The 17,949-nt window shown below is 49.8% G+C and carries 17 protein-coding genes and 1 riboswitch; of the genes, 6 read left to right on the top strand and 11 right to left on the bottom strand.

All coding sequences use genetic code 11. The annotated features are described in order from the left end of the window. Positions 1–13 precede the first annotated feature (13 nt). The 6 genes from B5D52_RS05485 to istB all read left to right on the top strand — a co-directional run bounded on the left by B5D52_RS05485 (position 14) and on the right by istB (position 7,399). Positions 14–2,275, top strand: a complete 2,262-nt coding sequence (locus B5D52_RS05485) for a ComEC/Rec2 family competence protein (RefSeq protein ID WP_016146606.1) — start codon at positions 14–16, stop codon at positions 2,273–2,275. Positions 2,276–2,286: 11 nt separating this feature from the next. Next, a complete protein-coding gene (holA, locus tag B5D52_RS05480; RefSeq protein WP_016146605.1) occupies positions 2,287–3,333 on the top strand; it encodes a DNA polymerase III subunit delta in 1,047 nt (348 codons plus the stop codon). Beyond that, positions 3,330–3,959, top strand: coding sequence for a ribonuclease M5 (locus B5D52_RS05475; protein WP_016146604.1), 630 nt, complete (start codon positions 3,330–3,332; stop codon positions 3,957–3,959). The genes holA and B5D52_RS05475 overlap by 4 nt, the downstream gene beginning before the upstream one ends. A gap of 58 nt (positions 3,960–4,017) precedes the next feature. Beyond that, positions 4,018–4,149, top strand: a riboswitch (FMN riboswitch). A gap of 126 nt (positions 4,150–4,275) precedes the next feature. Beyond that, a complete protein-coding gene (locus B5D52_RS05470; RefSeq protein ID WP_016146603.1) occupies positions 4,276–4,902 on the top strand; it encodes an ECF transporter S component in 627 nt (208 codons plus the stop codon). A 276-nt stretch (positions 4,903–5,178) separates the two neighbouring features. Further along, positions 5,179–6,672: an IS21 family transposase gene (istA, locus tag B5D52_RS05465; protein WP_016146602.1), complete on the top strand. Its 1,494-nt coding sequence runs from the start codon at positions 5,179–5,181 to the stop codon at positions 6,670–6,672. Next, entirely contained in the window at positions 6,665–7,399 is a 735-nt protein-coding gene (gene istB / locus B5D52_RS05460) for an IS21-like element helper ATPase IstB (RefSeq protein ID WP_016146601.1), read from the top strand. The genes istA and istB overlap by 8 nt, the downstream gene beginning before the upstream one ends. A gap of 576 nt (positions 7,400–7,975) precedes the next feature. Here the strand turns inward: istB and B5D52_RS05455 are convergent. The 11 genes from B5D52_RS05455 to miaA all read right to left on the bottom strand — a co-directional run bounded on the left by B5D52_RS05455 (position 7,976) and on the right by miaA (position 17,939). Next, positions 7,976–8,770 carry a Cof-type HAD-IIB family hydrolase gene (locus B5D52_RS05455; RefSeq protein ID WP_016146600.1) on the bottom strand — a complete coding sequence of 265 codons (795 nt, stop codon included), beginning with the start codon at positions 8,768–8,770 and terminating at the stop codon, positions 7,976–7,978. Continuing rightward, entirely contained in the window at positions 8,763–9,689 is a 927-nt protein-coding gene (locus B5D52_RS05450; RefSeq protein WP_016146599.1) for an RluA family pseudouridine synthase, read from the bottom strand. Before B5D52_RS05450 ends, B5D52_RS05455 begins: the two co-directional genes overlap by 8 nt. Continuing rightward, positions 9,682–10,140, bottom strand: coding sequence for a signal peptidase II (lspA, locus tag B5D52_RS05445; protein WP_016146598.1), 459 nt, complete (start codon positions 10,138–10,140; stop codon positions 9,682–9,684). Before lspA ends, B5D52_RS05450 begins: the two co-directional genes overlap by 8 nt. A 57-nt stretch (positions 10,141–10,197) precedes the next feature. Continuing rightward, positions 10,198–12,996, bottom strand: coding sequence for an isoleucine--tRNA ligase (gene ileS / locus B5D52_RS05440; protein WP_016146597.1), 2,799 nt, complete (start codon positions 12,994–12,996; stop codon positions 10,198–10,200). Between the two features lie 33 nt (positions 12,997–13,029). Next, positions 13,030–13,836 carry a DivIVA domain-containing protein gene (locus B5D52_RS05435; protein ID WP_016146596.1) on the bottom strand — a complete coding sequence of 269 codons (807 nt, stop codon included), beginning with the start codon at positions 13,834–13,836 and terminating at the stop codon, positions 13,030–13,032. Between the two features lie 83 nt (positions 13,837–13,919). Continuing rightward, complete coding sequence (locus B5D52_RS05430) at positions 13,920–14,192, bottom strand: YggT family protein (RefSeq protein WP_016146595.1); 273 nt, start codon at positions 14,190–14,192, stop codon at positions 13,920–13,922. Between the two features lie 13 nt (positions 14,193–14,205). Continuing rightward, positions 14,206–14,673, bottom strand: a complete 468-nt coding sequence (locus B5D52_RS05425; RefSeq protein WP_016146594.1) for a cell division protein SepF — start codon at positions 14,671–14,673, stop codon at positions 14,206–14,208. A gap of 37 nt (positions 14,674–14,710) precedes the next feature. Beyond that, on the bottom strand, positions 14,711–15,454 hold the full coding sequence (locus B5D52_RS05420; RefSeq protein ID WP_016146593.1) for a YggS family pyridoxal phosphate-dependent enzyme: 744 nt from the start codon (positions 15,452–15,454) through the stop codon (positions 14,711–14,713). After that, positions 15,454–16,698 carry a biotin/lipoyl attachment domain-containing protein gene (locus B5D52_RS05415; protein WP_016146592.1) on the bottom strand — a complete coding sequence of 415 codons (1,245 nt, stop codon included), beginning with the start codon at positions 16,696–16,698 and terminating at the stop codon, positions 15,454–15,456. The genes B5D52_RS05420 and B5D52_RS05415 overlap by 1 nt, the downstream gene beginning before the upstream one ends. 17 nt (positions 16,699–16,715) lie before the next feature. After that, a complete protein-coding gene (gene hfq, locus B5D52_RS05410; RefSeq protein ID WP_016146591.1) occupies positions 16,716–16,961 on the bottom strand; it encodes an RNA chaperone Hfq in 246 nt (81 codons plus the stop codon). A 36-nt stretch (positions 16,962–16,997) separates the two neighbouring features. Continuing rightward, positions 16,998–17,939 carry a tRNA (adenosine(37)-N6)-dimethylallyltransferase MiaA gene (gene miaA / locus B5D52_RS05405; RefSeq protein ID WP_016146590.1) on the bottom strand — a complete coding sequence of 314 codons (942 nt, stop codon included), beginning with the start codon at positions 17,937–17,939 and terminating at the stop codon, positions 16,998–17,000. Positions 17,940–17,949 lie beyond the last annotated feature (10 nt).

The following is a 17,949-nucleotide window of genomic DNA, read 5'->3' as shown; positions in this document are numbered from 1 at the left end:
GAGGATCGGGGATATGCGTCGCTATCTATTTTATTTCGCCCTGGCATTTGCTGCCGCGCTCTTTCTGGTACTGCAATTCACCGAATATGCACCTGTGCTAGTAAAGCACAGTCCGCTGATTCTTTTGTTAGCCGTCTATGGCATTTATCTGGCACGGTATTTCGGTAAGCCCATAGTCATCTGTATTCTGACTGGTCTTGCCGCAGGCGGAATTTATACCGCAGCGTATCATACGGTTATGGTCGCACCGCTGGATGCGTTATGTGAGCGCACGATGGTGATGCAAGCCGAAGTACGCGCCGATCCTAATATTTACGACCAAAATCAGCGTGTCGAGGTGAAGGTATCCTGTGATTCGGTTGGACTTTCTTCCTATCCTGGGCAATCGTTTTCCGCCATCGGTTATCTACCTTTGACCGAAGAGCCTCTTTCTCTCGGCGATCGGGTACAAGTGCTGGTGACCTTTTACCAGCCGACCGTCCGCCAGGGATTTGACCGACAGCGCTATCAGATGGCAAACGGCAATTTTCTTTCCTTTTCCTATTTGAAGGACAAAGAAACCAAAGAAGCCGCACTCTTTGAAGTGGAAAAGGCCCAGGAAACGCCGCTTTTCTATCGCCCGCAAGCCCTCGCGCGACAGTTTGGCAGCTATATCATGGAGCATTTACCCGAACGCGAAGGCGGCTTTCTCTATGCGCTTTTGCTGGGTAATCGCAACTATTTAGATCCTTTAGACCAGCAGAACTTACAGAAGGTAGGTCTCAGCCACATTATCGCTGTATCCGGTCTGCATCTGATGTTTCTGGTGGGTCTGATCTATCGACTCTTCAGCCGCAAGATCGGCGTTCTGGTTTCCTTTATCGCCATCCTGTTTTTCATCCCTATGGCGGGTGCTTCGCCCTCCATCATCCGCGCAGGAATCATGGCGACACTCTCCGGTATCGCTTTTCTCTTTGGACGAGAAAGCGATGGACAGACTTCCTTGGGTGCAGCTCTTCTGGTTTTACTCTGTATCAATCCCTACGCGCTGTTCAGTCTCAGTCTGGAACTGTCCTTTTTATCCACTTTCGGCATCCTACGTTATGCCGGTCGTCTGGAGCATACCCTGTTTGGAAAGCTTTATGTTCTTATTCCCGGTCATATCGGCAAGAAGTTTGCACACGCCTTTGGCGCTGCAGTTAGCTGCTCGCTGTGTGCAATGTTATTTACGACACCCATTCTGGTTAGTACCTTTGGCTATATCACGCTGTTATCCATTCCGGCAAACCTGATGATTTTAGGTATCATCAGTATCATTTTCGGCTTGGGCGTATTTTTCTGTCTCTTCCCATTTTTAACTGGTGTGCTGGTGCATGTTTTAGTGCCCCTGATTGACTATGTCTTTTGGTGTGCGCAGACACTTGGCACGCAGCACTGGGGCATTCTGTATTGGGAGGAAACCAGCGGTCGACTCGCTGTTCTTTCCATCCTACTGCTCATTGTACTGATTCTTGCACGTCACTATGTCTATCCCAAAATCAGCATTCCGCTTTGCTGCTGCTTTCTCATCGCAACGACCGGATATGCTTACTATCTCCACAGCAACACCACACGTGTGACGCTGCATGCAGTTGGAGACGGACAGATGATTTCGGTGATCGACGGGTTTAACTCGATGTCTTTAATCGACTGTGGCTGTGCTTCCAATCAGGACGGCATGGCAATATTGCGTGAGACAATGAACTGGTATGGTTTCTCTGAACTGGACTCGGTCATTCTGACTGCCGTGGACAAAGCCCATGCCCGCAACATCGCACAGGTTCTGACCGAAATTCCGGTTTCACATTGCATCCTACCCAATCATGTGAAAGAAAGTGAGACGCTGACTGCACTCACACAAGCCGCTGAACAGACTGGCATCACCTTAACAGTCTGGGAAAAGGCAGGGGAGAGTGCATACCCGCTTCCCGGAATTGCACAGACAACTTTGATCGGCGGAGTAGATCGAAAGCTCGGCGTTCGTCTTATGGACGGAGATTTTGAACTACTGACGCTGCATAGCATGACGCAAAATATGCTCGATGCACTGTTAACATCCACGCCTCTACAAAGTGACCGGGTTGTCTTGGACAATTCGTTCGAAAAGCAAGACTATTTACAGCGTGCACTGAATCAACTTCAGCCCACCGAAATCATTCTCTCAACCGGATACGGTGCATCCGACACTTTATTTGACATTCCTGTCCGTTCCACCAATCTAGTCGGAGATCTGACCTGGAAAATTCCTCATCTCTAAGGAGAAATATTATGGCGAAAAAGCAAGAAGAAAATGGATTTTCTGCACTCAAGCAATCGTTAAAGACAGGTGAGCTTGGCAGACTGTATATTTTCTCCGGTGAGGAGAGTTATCTGCGTATGCATTATCTGGGTGAGTGCAAAAAGTCAATCATCGGGGACAGTCCGTTTGCAGAGTTTAATCTATTTGAATTTGACGGGAAATCGATGTCTCCCGATCAGCTACGCGATGCGATCGAGAGCTATCCTGCTATGGCCGAACGCAAATTGGTCATCGTCCATGACTTTGATCTCTACAAAATGCCTGCGGCCTTCAGTGAATTTCTGCCCTCGCTGCTCGCTGATCTGCCCGAATACATTTGTCTGATCTTCCACTATGATGTCATCGAATGTAAACCGGACAAACGCCTGAAAATCCATCAGGTGCTATCCAAAGCAGGTACGTTCGTATCCTTTGAACACTTGGACGAACGACAGCTGGTAGACTGGATTCGCAGACGCTTCCGCGCGCTCGATCGCGGCATTGATGATGATACCGCACGATATCTCATTTTCCTGTGCGGCACTTCCATGACCAATTTGATCACGGAAATCGAAAAGGCCGCGGCATTTTGCACCACGGGCATGATTAAACGATATCATATTGACACGGTATGCACCAAGGTACTCGATGCAGTTGTATTCGACCTGAGTGATGCAATCACAGAGCGTCGCTTTGACAAGGCAATCGCTCTGGTCAATGACTTACTTGCGCAGAAAAATCCTGAGGTCGTCATTTTTTCCACGATTGCACGTCACATGCAGCGTCTATATGCCGCCAAACTGAACGAATCTGCGCGGGGAAGTGAAAAGGAGCTGCTCAGCCTTTTGGGCTCTGCCTCTCCGTACTATGCAAAGCGCATTCGTTCCGCTGCGCACAAGCTGCCCGAAAGTTGGCTGCGGCAATCGGTCTTACTGTGTGGTCAGACCGATGCTGCACTCAAAAGCAGTGCGGCAGACAAACAAAAACTGATTGAGCTTGCCTTATTGGAAATGGCAGCCGGATTGGAGCGCTCATGATTCGCATTAAAGAAGCAATTATCGTTGAAGGTCGATATGATGTAAACACGGTCAAGCAGCTGGTCGATACCATCGTGCTTGAAACCGGTGGCTTTCGCATTTTTTCTGACAAAGAGCGCCTGTCGATGTTCCGTCAACTGTCAAAAAAACGCGGGCTGCTCATTCTGACCGATAGTGATGGTGCTGGCTTGGTCATCCGAAACTATCTGAAAGGTTCCATTCCAGCATCTCAGGTTAAGCATGCTTATATTCCGGAGATCTTCGGCAAGGAACCGCGCAAGCGCACAGCATCCAAAGAAGGGAAGCTCGGCGTCGAGGGTATGAAGCCCGATGTACTGCGCGAAGCGCTGCGGCGTGCAGGTGCCACGATCTTAGATGATACAAGTGGGGAAGAGACAGGGAAGTGTACTGAGCATGCTCAGCGCGCAATCTCTCCGATCAAGAAAGCCGATCTCTATGCACTTGGATTGTCCGGTCAACCGGGCAGTGAGAAACTGCGCACGCAAGTCCTGCGTGAACTTGGGCTTCCCACTACACTTTCTGCTAATGCATTGATCGAATTTCTCAATGTGATTTCCAATCGCGATGAACTAGCTGCGCTTGTCGAAGAAATCAGAAAAAAGTAAGGCTAGACGCTTGACAATCCATCTCGATATAGTATAATGATATCAGAAATTAAAGATCGTTCTGTTTCAGGGCGGAGTGAAAGTCTCCACCGGCAGTGAATCAGTTTCTGTACTGTAAGTCTGCGAGCCTTATGGCATGATGGGTGAGAATCCCAACCGACGGTTAAAGTCCGGATGAAAGAAACAGGTGACATAGCACAAAGCATACTTGCTTTTCTATGCCTACTTTTTAAGCCCCTTGGAGCAATTTGATTTGTTTCCTCGGGGTTGTTCTATTTCCTCAACAGGACGGTAGGAAAGAAGGAGCTGTATTCTTATGTCAACCAAAATGACAAAAACCATGAAAATCACGTACACGGCCGTGTTTGCAGCAATCGCAACGGTTCTGATGTATTTCGAATTTCCGTTGCCGTTTATGCCGCCGTTCCTCAAAATTGATCTGAGCGGTGCAGTGATTTTGATTGGTGCTTTTATTTTTGGCGTTGGCCCCGGCATCGCGATGGCTGCAATTAAGGATCTCATTCATGTAACGCAGACCCAGACGGCCGGCACTGGTGAGCTGCAGGATTTTCTGCTGACTTGTACGCTGATTGTAATCGCTGTTACGTTCTATCGTCTCCATACCTCTCGCAAGGGCGCATTTGTTGGTTGTGCAGTTGGTACCGTTGTTATGTCGATCGTTGCAATGATTACCAACAAGCTAATCATTCTGCCGTTCTACGTAAAGGGTATGGGCTGGAACCTGGATATGATCTTTGATCTGTGCAAGAGTGTAAACCCGGCCATTGATGGCATGAACGCATATTTGTTCCTGGGTGTTTTCCCGTTCACCATGATCAAGGGCATTATCCTGACCACCATTACCATGCTGGTTTACAAGCGCTTGAGCGTATTTATTAAGGAAAAGCGTCTGAGTGTACATCATCCGGCAACCACTAATTAAGTCATTGTTCAAATTTATACCCGAAAAGCCGCTTGCAAAGTGCAGGCGGCTTTTTATATGTGTTTATGCAGAAAACTCTCAAAATCAAGCTGAAATCAGGGGATTTTAATTTCAAAATGGCTGCAATATGTGTTTTCGGTAAAATGAAAATGTAGCAAATGGTACTCAAAAAGTGAGCACCCCAATGGCAAATAAAAAGAGCCATTGTCAGCACCTGAAATAAACGCTACCCTTTAGGTGGGATAACCATAAGGGGGTAGCAGAAAGGTGTTACGAATGGCTCAAATCAAGTATATCAAAGACCTCTACGAAAATGAAGAGGCAAGTTTGCGGGAAATATGCCGCATAACCGGCCACAGCTTTGAGACTGTCCGCAAGTACGCCTACCAGGAAAACTGGAGCGAGGACAATCTGCCGGATATTGAGCCACAGAGCTATCCGGTGCTGCAAGACTTCATCCCCATCATTGATAAATGGCTGGAGGAGGACCGAAAGGCCCCCAGGAAACAGCGCCATACAGTAATGCGGATTTACCACCGCTTGTGTGATGAGCATGGGTTTACTGGCTGCTATTCCACCGTGAAGAAGTATGTCCGCAAGAAAAAATATGTCATGAAAACTCTGAGTGCCGGTTATCTCCCTCTGGAGCACCCCAAAGGCTGGGGACAGGTGGACTTTGGCCTTGCGGAAGGCGAATGGGCCGCTACCGGAGAACGCTTTCCGTTCTATGCGCTGACGATCTCATTCCCCGGCTCTAACAACGGAGTAACGCAAGCGTTCCCGTCTCAAAACCAAGAGTGCCTGCTGGAAGGCATGAAGCGGATTTTTGAGCACATTGGCGGCGTCCCTCCCAGGCTGCGGTTTGACAACATGACCACGGCGGTTGCTCAGGTACTAAAAGATGGTGAGCGTGTCCTTACGGACGGCTTTACCCGCTTTATGCTCCACTACCGTTTCCAAGCTGATTTTTGCAATCCGGCTTCCGGCAACGAAAAAGGCAATGTAGAGAACAAGGTTGGTTACAGCCGCCGCAATGCGTTTGTCCCGGTCCCAGTCATTACCTCGTTTGAGGAATTTAATGAACAGCTCTTGGAGTGGTGCGAAAAGGACGCTGACCGGCTCCACTACAAGCACAAGGTTCCCATCCGGGAACTTTGGGAAGAGGACAAGGCGGCACTTTTAGAGCTGCCGCAGTATCCCTTCTCTGTGTTCCGCTACACGACGCTTACCGTGAGTAAAACAGGCTTTGCAACGATTGAGACGAATAAATACGGGCTATCTCCCATGCTGGCCGGCGAAAAAGTACAGGCCAAAATCTTCTATGACCATGTAGAGTTTTACCACGACCACAGACCGGTTGGACGCTTTCCCAGAAGCTACAAGACCAATGATGAGGTCTACGACTGGACGCAGTATGTGTCCACCCTCTGCAAAAAGCCAGGAGCGATTGAGCATACCCGTTTCTTCCACCAAATGCCGCAACGGTGGCAGGATTATCTTGCTTCCACCAAGGGAAAAGAGCGGAAGAGCGCCCTGCAACTTCTCAGCGAAATCGTTGCTGACGGAAACTCTGAGTTCTGTGATGATGCTCTGGAAATGGCAGCCGCCAATGGCCGGGCCGATGTGGACAGCCTGCGGCAGTGTTATTACATGATTGCCAAGAAGGAGTACCGCCCAGATCCGCTTAAACTCTCCGGAGCCCCATTGCTGAACTACAATCCAAACCTCTCAGCCTATGATGGCCTGATGGGAGGTGAGGCTCATGGCTGAACAGATTGAACAGCTCATGCGGCAAGTGAAGCTGGGCGGCATGGCGAAAGGCTGGCGGAGCGTCCCCTACGAAAATACCGAGCAGTATGTGACCGATCTCTTGACACTGGAATTGCAGGAACGAGAAACCAACCGGATTAACCGCATGGTAAAGACGGCTGGTTTCCGGGTGATGAAGACACTGGATGATTTTGTGTGGAACTCCGCCATTGAACTTCCTGGCGGCTTGCCACAGGAATACATGACCGACCTCCAGTTCCTTGCCCCAAAAGAAAACCTGATTTTTATGGGGAGCGTTGGGACGGGAAAGACCCATCTGGCTACGGCTATTGCTTTGAAAGCCTGCCAGGAGGGGCGGCGTGTCCGTTTCTTTACTGCGGCTGAGTTGGCAAACATACTGCTGGAAAAGAACACCAAGGGAACCTTGAACAACTACCTGGGTACGCTGAAAAAGGTAGAGCTTGTTGTGATTGACGAGATTGGTTTCGTCCCTCTGCACAAGGACGCCGCTGAACTGCTGTTCCAAGTGATTTCCGATTGCTACGAGCGCAAGAGCCTGATTATTACTTCAAACCTGGAGTTCTCTCAGTGGAACACTGTCTTTGGGGACAACCGCCTGACTGCGGCGCTCGTTGACCGGCTTATCCACCACAGCCATATTGTGATTTTCTCTGGGGAAAGCTACCGGCTTACCCAGTCCCTAAACCGCCAGAGGGCATACACTTAGGGTACTCAAAATTAGTGCAAAAGGGCTTTGGGCACCGATGCGAGCGTTTGGCCTCCGGGGGACCGATGTGAGCATTAGGCCCCCAGGGCACTCACTCTTGCAAAAGACCCTCATCTTTCCGGGTACTCAAAAGGTGAGCATTTGGTACTTGGGAAAAACATTGCTAACGACATGAAATCTGGTGCTGAAGGTGCTCACTTTTTTGGAGCCCTTTTGCTCACATTTTCGTTTGACAAACACAGCTGCAATATGGGTAAATATATGTAAATACAAATAGATTGGCAAAATACAAATTTAAAATCAATCAAGATTTTGTTTTTGAAATGAAATTTTGAGATGGACAAAATATCTAAGACGATCTGATCTGCAATCACAAACATGAATTTACTAAGAAACTATAAAAATGATCGCATGAATCCCTGAAGAAATAAAAACGTACATGTACATAGAAATTTCCAGAATGCCGGAGAAGTCCCTACTCTCAACTATACAAAATCTTTATTTTGTATAGTTAATAATATCTCAAAAAATCAGCACCTCCCAATCTCCGGTGCTGATTTTTTCATGTGCTACACGCTATAACTGCTGTTCAATCACTTCAATCGCATGCGCAATTGCGTGCTGTGTATTTCTGCGCACGACTTGTGACACAATCTCTAAAATATCTGCATCTGCATTTTCCGGCGCAAAGCTAAAATCTGCTGCCAGCAGCATTGACAAATCATTTCCGCTGTCGCCAATTGCATACGCTCGTTTTGCATGCAGCTCTCGTTTGATCGTACGCAATGCTTCACCCTTACTTGCACGCTTTTCTGTCACTTCCAGAAAAATTGGTGTTGACGATGCAGCCTCATACTGTGCAAGTAAATCCGCGCACGTCTCACGTACCTGTGCTAAAATCTCAGGCTGTCCGGTGAAATTCGCCTTATACAGCGGTTCTCCAGGACTATACTGCGCAAAATCTGTAAATTCACAGCTCGCCATCTGCTGATGCCGCATCGACTCTGGACTGGAACGATGCAGATAAATCTGCTCAGATGCGAACAATTCACAGCCAACCATCGGAAATTCCTGCTCAATACGGTCAATTAACGTCCAAATCTCATCATTTAACGGCAGCGCCGCCAACGTCTTCCCCGCTCCATCTCGAACAAATGCACCATTTAAGTATACTCTAGGCGCATCCGCCGGAAGAAGCTCCTCAAAATCGACTGTTGTCATCGGTGGACGACCTGTTGCAATGCAAAAACAGCCGCCTTCTCGCTCAAATCGATCGATTGCGCGCTGATTCTCTTCGGAAATCTGCTTTTGATCGTCCAAAAGCGTACCATCCATATCACTTAACAATACAATTCCGTCAAATTTACCCATTTTCCTGCACCATTTTATTCAAAATTGCTGTAAAATACTCCGGCAGGGGCGCTTCGAACACCATACGTTCCCCTGTTCTCGGATGATCGAGAGACAAGCGCCAAGCATGCAGACATTGTCCGTCCAAGTTACTGAACCGATCCTTTTTCAAACCATACAGCGGATCTCCAATAATCGGATGACCGATGGATGCCATGTGCACACGAATCTGATGTGTACGTCCGGTTTCTAGCTGAAATGCCAACAGGCTATATCCCCGAAAACGTTTCAGAACCTGATAATGTGTCACCGCATGTCGTCCATCCGGTAGAATGGCCATTTTTTTACGGTCAATTTTATGTCGACCGATTGGCTGATCGATCGTTCCCTGATCTTCACGCGGTGCGCCTACCACAATCGCCTGATACTCTCGTGCGGCAGAATGGCAGGCAATCTGCTCAGCTAATGACTGATGCGCTAGATCATTTTTTGCTACCACAAGCAAACCGCTGGTATCCTTATCGATACGGTGCACAATGCCCGGACGAATTTCTCCGTTAATACCTGACAGCCGGTCACCGCAGTGATACATTAGTGCATTGACCAGCGTACCATTCCAATTTCCCACAGCCGGATGAACCACCATGCCGCGTGCTTTATTGACAACAATGATGTCTTCATCTTCATAAACAATATCAATCGGGATGTTTTCCGGTTCAATCTCCACAGACTGCGGCTCTGGCACCTGTACGATCACTTCATCGCCTGCACTAACCTTATAATTTTTCTTGACTGCCTTTCCGGAAGCCAGTGTTACGTGACCCTGTTCAATCCAGTTCTGCACCATGCTGCGCGTAATACCGTCAAGCTGCTCGCAGACAAATGCGTCGATACGCTTGCCTTCCTGTTCGGGCAAAACGGCAAAAATCTGCTCATTCATGCGGCACCGCCTTATCGTGCTGAATCAGGTAATAATAGAAAAACAGTGCTACGCCAATGACGACATAGATATCGGCCACGTTGAACACGGGAAAATGAATCAGACGGAAGTCAAACAGATCAACCACGAATCCATGCCATGCACGGTCAATCAGATTGCCCACCGCACCGGCTGCAATAAGATAAACCGACACGCGGCCAAGCTTGGTGCGAATGTACTTCTTATGCAGCACATAAGCCAGTACAGCCAGAATGATCGGTGTCATCACCAGAAACAGCCAACGCTGATCTTGCAGAATACCGAATGCTGCACCTCGATTTTCGACATAGGTCAGGTGAAATACACCGTCAATCAGCGGGATTGTTCCGATTGCAGACAACTTTACCAGTGCCCAGTATTTTACCAGCTGATCGAGCAAAACCATTAAAATAATCACGATCGCAATGATCATAACAAAACTCCTTAAAAAAGGACAGACATTGCTGCCTGTCCTTTTATTTTCAATATTTTATTCGCCTACAACCGCGGCGCAGCGTGCACACAGCGTCGGATGCTTGGAATCCTGGCCGATCGAATCGACATACATCCAGCAGCGCTCGCACTTGTCGCCCGAAGCGCGCTCGATTGCAATCTGAACCGGCAGGTTCTCGCCCTGCATGCCCTCGCCGTTTCCACGGATGACACGCAGCTTGGAAACGATGCACAGTGCAGCCAGCTCATCAGCCGGTACGGTCTCCAGCAGAGCTGCCGTCTCATCGTCGGCATAGACAGTGACCCATGCCTCCAGCGGCTTACCGATTACCTTGTTCTTACGAGCCTCTTCCAGTGCCTTGTTGACATCGTCACGCAGTGCGATCAGCTTGTCCCACTTGCTGGAAGCTTCCTCTGCAAATGCCCATGCCGGATTTACCTTAGGCATTGCATTGAGAACAATGTTTGCAGCGTCATCGCCGTCACGATGCGGCATTGCCTGCCAGATCTCGTCAGCGGTGAAGCACAGGATCGGTGCAATCATGCGTACCAGTGCATCCAGAATCTCGTACATTGCGGTCTGAGCCGAACGACGCAGTACGCCATTCTTCTCCTCACAGTACAGGCGATCCTTGATAACATCCAGGTAGAAGTTGGACATATCAACGACACAGAAGTTATGGATTGCATGGAGAACGACATGGAACTCATAGTCGTCGTAGCCCTTGATGACCTTTGCAACCAGATCATTCAGCTTCATCAGTGCCCAACGATCGAGCTCGCACAGATCGTTGTATGCAACCATATCGGTCTTGGGATCGAAGCCTTCCAAGTTACCCAGAATGTAACGAGCGGTGTTACGAATCTTGAGGTAGTTCTGTGCCAGATGCTTGAACATTTCCTTGGAAATGCGCATGTCCTGACGGTAATCTGCCGAGGATACCCACAGACGCAGGATATCAGCGCCATACTGATCCAGAATCTCCTGCGGGCTGATGCCGTTGCCAAGAGACTTGGACATCTTCTGACGCTCCTCGTCAACGATCATACCATGGGTGATGACCGTCTTATACGGAGCAATACCCTTGGTTGCAATCGCAGTCAGCATAGAAGACTGGAACCAACCGCGGTACTGGTCGTTACCCTCAAGGTATACATCAACCGGGATAGGCTGGCCTTCACGCTGCTCGATGACTGCTGCCCAGCTCGAACCGGAGTCGAACCATACGTCCATGGTATCGGTTTCCTTATCGAACTCGCCGCAGCCGCACTCACAATGAATGTCGGACGGCAGGATCTCGCTTGTATCCATCTCAAACCAAGCATTCGAACCCTTCTCACGGAACAGATCGGATACCAGCTTAATGGTCTGCTCATTGACCAACGGCTTGCCACACTTCTTGCAGAAGAAGATCGGGATCGGAACGCCCCAGATACGCTGACGGGAAATACACCAGTCAGAGCGCTCCATAATCATGGAAGTCATGCGCTCCTCGCCCCAGCCGGGCAGCCAAGTGATCTCATGGCAAGCCTTGACCGCGTCATCCTTGAGTGCATCGACAGAGCAGAACCACTGCTCGGTTGCACGGAAGATGATCGGGTTCTTGCAGCGCCAGCAATGCGGATAGCTATGAACGATATCCTCGATTGCGAGCAGTGCATTGCATGCACGCAGGTCATCCAGAATGATCGGGGTGGTCTTCTCGTAATACATACCAGCATACTTGCCGGCATCCTCGGTTGCATAGCCCTTGCCATCAACCGGAACGATGATCGGAATATTATACTTCTGGCAGACAATGAAGTCGTCTGCACCGAAGCCAGGTGCGGTATGAACGCAGCCGGTACCTGCATCCAGCGTAACATGCTCGCCGGTGATGATTACAGACTCACGATCCATAATCGGATGCTGAGTCTTCATCATTTCCAGGTCAGAGCCCAGCAGAGTCGCCAGAACTTCCCAAGACTCAATGCCAGCAGCCTGCATGACACTGTTGACCAGTTCCTTCGCCAGAACGTAAATCTCGCCATTGGGTACCTTAACCAGATCATACTCAAAGAACGGATTGACCGAAATTGCAAGGTTGCCGGGCAGCGTCCAGGTGGTGGTCGTCCAAATTACGAAGTAGACGTTCTCCTTGGTACCGATTGCCTTTTCAATAACACCCTTATCGTCGGTTACCGCGAACTTAACGTAGATCGAAGAGCAGGGCTCGTCCTGATACTCAATCTCAGCCTCAGCCAGTGCGGTCTCGTCATGCGGGCACCAGTAAACCGGCTTCAGACCCTTATAGATATAACCCTTCTTGGCCATCTCGCCGAAGATTTCGATCTGCTTGGCCTCGAAGTCATGGGTCAGTGTCAGGTACGGATGCTCCCAATCGCCGATAACGCCCAGACGCTTAAACTGCTCACGCTGCGTGTTAACGTGCTTGCGAGCGAACTCCTCACACTTCTGACGGAACTCCGATACAGATACCTTATCGCGATCCATGCCATACGCCTGAATTGCCTGACGCTCGATCGGCAGACCGTGCGTATCCCAGCCGGGTACGTAGGGGGCATAGAAACCTGCCATGTTCTTGTATCGAACGATGAAGTCCTTGAGTACCTTATTGAGGGCATGACCCATATGCAGATTACCATTCGCATACGGAGGGCCGTCGTGCAGCACGAAAAGCGGCTTACCCTCGTTCTTCTTCATCAGCGCATGATAAAGCGCGTTGTTATCCTGCTCCCAACCTGCCAGGAAGCCAGGCTCTCTCTTGGGCAGATTTGCCCGCATGGGAAAGTCGGTCTTGGGCAGATTGATTGTCTCGTTATAATCCTGCGGCATTGTACCGTGTCCGTCCTTTCGTTTGTTTCTCTCTTAATCGTTCTCGGGCTTGTAGTCCGCACCGAACTTCAGCTCGCCGAAATCGAATCGTGCAGTTGCCTGCTCATGCAGACGCTGGGTATCCGAGTTGACGCCATGCTGTCTGCTCGACGCAAGGTTCACTTCAGAAATCGTAAACTTCTTTTCCTTCTGAAGCTCGACGTACTGCTTGACCTCTTCAGGCAGCTCCTCATTGCGCGGAACCTTAACCTGCTCGGGTGCAGCAGCCGGAGCAGCTGCTTCCTCAACAGCCTGCGGTGCATTCTCGGTCACAGCCGGCTCTGCTGCGTCCTCAGCGACCGGCATTGCAGCCTCTGCGCTCTCTACAGTCGGCTCTGCCGGCTGCAGCTCGGGTGCAGCAGCGAGCTTAACCAGAATCTTCTTCTGCGCCTCGTAAACAGCCGTCATCTTGCTGAGAAAATCAGCGTTATTCTTCTTGGCGATTTCCAGACGCTGCTCCTCGGCTACGATCTCAGCCTTGAGCTCCTTGACGCGTACTTCGTACTTTTCTTTCGCCTCGTCAATGATCTGCTGTGCCTCCAGCTTGGCCTTATCCAGAGTCTCCTGTGCGATACCCTGTGCCGAAACCAGTGCACGGCGCATACCGTCCTCAACCGAACGATACTCATCGATCTTGTCGACCAGCACCTTCATCTTGGCCTTGAGCGCGGCATTCTCCTTCTGCATTGCTGCATAGTCTTCGGTGATCTGCTCGATCACCTCGTCAACAGATTTCGGGTCATATCCGTTGAACATTGCTTTTTCAAAAGTCAATGCCTGAATTTCCTGAACCGTCAGCATAGTTTTTATCCTCCGAAATACATGAAGTGAACCTGTTTCCTGCAAGGCAAAATGGCCGGAGTACCCCCAGCCACCTCACTTTGTTATATGACCAGACTGTATAGGATACGCTCCACAATCATCAGCGACACGAACCCGCAAAGAAACGGGATGTCAAACATCATGCCGCGGAACGCATCCACGCGATCCAAAAGCGAACGAAACGGCATAACGATCGGCTCGGTTGCCAGATACAGCAACTCACTGATCTTACTGCCGCGCACTTGCGGGAACCAGGAAAAGATCGCCCGAGCAAACATCAAAAACTCAAAGATTCTGATGAGCTGTATTACCAAAATGACAAAATAGTTAAACACGCTATTCCTTCAATCAGATGTAAAGTCCGTTGTTCTCTAGTTCATCAATCAGATCACCCAGGATATCTACGTTATAGGGGGTGATGATGAACGTGCTGTTTGCGACCTTCTTAATCTTACCTTCCTGTGCGTATGCAACACCGCTCAAAAAGTCTACCAGGCGGCGGGCAACATCCTTATTGGTCTGCTCGAGATTGAGTACAACCGTACGCTTCTCCTTGAGATGGTCTGCGATCTCCGCAGCATTCTCGAAGCGGTCGGGCTTAACCAGAACAACTGCCAGCTGAGCCGTGGTGTTGATGTTTACAACATTGTTGCGGCGGCCTGCAGCCGACGAAGTGGATGCGCTATTGTAAGAGGACTCCTCAGCGGGCTGATCGTCCTCCAGCGTTTCCTCACGCTGTACGGGGGTGAAATCGTCGAAATTCTCTTCCATGTCCTCGCCCTTTACCCAATCGAGAAAACCCTTGATCGATGCCATATTCCAAAACTCCTTTGTGGATAACTTTAATTCTTTTTTATTGGATCTCCCTTGACAGACCGGTGCCTACTGGATAAGGCCGCCGTCCAAAGATCGCCGTACCGACGCGCACGATATTTGCGCCGAACCGAATCGCCTCTTCAAAGTCAGCAGTCATACCCATAGACAAATAGTCCATAGATACATTATCGTATTTTTTTGCCGATATGTCAACAAAGAGTTGTCGCATTTCTGCAAAATAACGCGAATTTTTGTCTGTGCCTGTTGGAATCGGTGGAATGGCCATCAATCCGCGGATGTGAATTTCAGGGAATTTGGAAAGCGCTTCCAGCGAAGAATCCAGTGTCTCTACCAGAAATCCGCTTTTCGCCTCTTCCCGTCCAATATTGACTTCCAGTAAAATATCTTGGCACATATTACGCTTTTTTGCCTCTTTTGCAATACATTCTGCCAGTTTCAGCGAACTAACCGACTGAATGAGCGAGACCTTGCCAAGCAAATATTTTACCTTATTGCTTTGCAGGGTGCCGATAAACTGCAAGTCCGCACCTTGATATGCACCCTGCTCATATTTTTCTAACAGCTCCTGCACGCGGTTTTCGCCGCAGGCCGTAAGTCCTGCCTGGATTGCGGCCTGCACGCGCTCTGCGTCGTTCATTTTGGTCGCCGCAACCAGAAGTACCTCCTTCGGATCTCGTCCAGCCGCACGGGCTGCCTGTGCAATCCGCTGCTGTACGTCATGCAAGCGTTCTTCCAATGTACTGCGTTCTGTCTCTGTCATCATGATGAAATCACCTTCAAATTATTCGAACCGCTCGGATGAATGACAATCTCGTCATTCATGAGCAGGTATTTGTATGTTGTTCCCTTGGGAACGATGTAATACTGTTCACCCTTGTACGAATTCTTTTCATCAATGTACTTAAAACGAGCCGTATTTCCGGTCAGGATCAATACACCCGTCTCGCCCTTGTCATTCATCGTGATCGCAGAAACCGGAACACGCAGTCCCGAATGTGTGGCCACCACAATATCGACCTTCTGCTGTCGAATGGAGACCAGTTCTCCGTTCATGATCTGGCTTTGGAAAACAACGAGCGCTTCCCCGCTCTCTTTGCTGGAATTGATCGCTACCACTTCGGCATCGGCATTCGCTGAGATCTGCGAGAACTTGAGCGTTACCTTTTGTCCAACCGACAGGCGTGCGGCATTCTCTTCGCTCAAGACGGTCGCAAAGTCCCACGTAAACCCACTGACGACCTTACCTAGCTTTCCGGTCGGTGCCGTGACCTTCTGCTCGGTCAGCTGCTTGAAGGTTTCCGGCTGCATGGTTCTGACCTTCTCCGGAGTCAGAATCTCCTCATAGCCGTCTACTACCTCGGAGAAATATCCCGAAGCCGGCGCGCTGATGGTATTGCTGCGGCCGGAGGCTTGTCCGGTCAGCTGCCTTTTCTCATTCTCCAATGCAACAATCTGCGACTTGATGGATGCCACATCCAGAGAAGATGCATTTCTGCGCAGCGCCAGCTTGCGCAGCTCTGTTGCAGTCTCATAAGCGTCGGACAACATGCCGTCGTCCACCCGGACTGCCAACTGCTGCATCTCTCGCGTAATCTGCTGATCGAGCTTGGTATTGTCATTGGTGTAGTTATCGACCGACTGTACCGCCGAATTGAGCAAGCTCAGCTCATTGTCGATTTCTTCCATCCGTCGGCTGGCTTCCATGATGCTCTCATCTTCATACACAATCGCAAGCGCCGCCGCATCCTGTACCTTTTCGCCGTTTGAAACGATGTGCTTAACCGAGTTGCTTGACGTACCCTCGGCCACCGTCTCATCGCGCACAAACCATCCCTCTGCCGAGATCGATTCATCCATCGTCACATAGACCGCAGGCGTCGTCTCAATGTTGGATTGCATGGAATTTACGCACTGCACGATCAAATAAGCCACAGCGACCACGGTCAATACTGCGACCATCACATTCGCGGGCTTAATCCGTTTCCAGATAGATTGTTTTCCCACAACCAGAGTCTCCTTGTCTAGTTCGACGCACGCTCCTCCCGGCGAGTATAAAATTCGACTCGCTGACTGGGAATCATCGTCGAAATCGCGTGTTTATAAACCATCTGCTGCCGGCCGTCGCTCTCCAGGATTACAATGAAGCTGTCAAAACCGCGAATAATACCGCGCATCTGATAACCGTTCATCAAAATCACCGTAATCACTTGGCCCTGCTGGCGGACGACATTCAAAAAAGCGTCCTGCAAATTGATATCGTTTTTCACAAGATATTCCCTCCATAATTGTATAAAATTATGGAATCATTGTATACCCTGCTGCGCAAGATAATCTGTCGAACGCTGAAGCACCTGTTCAAAATCCGCACCCGCATCATAGGTCAGCCAGAATACCGTTGGATCACGTTTGATCCAGGTCAGCTGCCGCTTGGCATAATTGCACGTGCGTCGCTTGAGAATCTCAACGCACTCCTCCAGCGAACCATTTCCGGAAAAGTAGTCGGCCAGTTCTTTATAGCCAATCGCCTGCGCTGCTGTACCAGTCAGCTTTCCTTCCCGGAACAGGTGCTCGGCTTCTTCTAGTAGTCCTTCCTCGAGCATCTGATCGACCCGCTGGTTGATGCGTGCATACAAAATCTCTCGATCGGATGGACACAGGCCAATTTTAATCGCCTGATACTTGGGTTCCGGTCGTTTGTTTTGCTGATTGAATGCATCAAGCGTCAGCCCGGTCTGCTCAAATACTTCCAGTGCCCGAATGACACGCTTGAGGTTGTTCGGATGCAGGCGCTCAGCTGCCACAGGATCTACCTGCTGCAAACAGGCATGTACCGCTTCGTTTCCCTGCTCCCGTGCCATACGCTCGTACTTCTCACGGATTGAGTGATCGGTTTCATCTCCGGGAAATGCGCTGCCTTCAATCAAAGCGTCCAGGTATAACCCCGTACCGCCGACTACGAGCGGGATTTTGCCCGCTTGCAACAGCGTCTGTGCACACTGATCGGCCAGCTCGACATACCGAGCGACTGAGAACGGTTCACCCGGGTCGACAATATCAATCATGTGATGCGGTACTGCTGCCTGCTCAGCCGCCGTCGGCTTGGCTGTTCCAATATCCATCTCTCGATAGATTTGCATGGAATCCGAGGAGATGATTTCAGTTTGCAGGCGCTGTGCAAGCGCAATCGACAGTGCGGTCTTTCCGCTTGCCGTTGGCCCCGTAATACAAATCAGCCTATTTTGCATATCGCTCTCC

The sequence above is a fragment of the Butyricicoccus pullicaecorum DSM 23266 genome (assembly GCF_900167005.1).
Taxonomy (GTDB): domain Bacteria; phylum Bacillota; class Clostridia; order Oscillospirales; family Butyricicoccaceae; genus Butyricicoccus; species Butyricicoccus pullicaecorum.
Note: the sequence above shows the minus strand (reverse complement) of the source record. Positions and strands in the feature narration are given on the sequence as shown.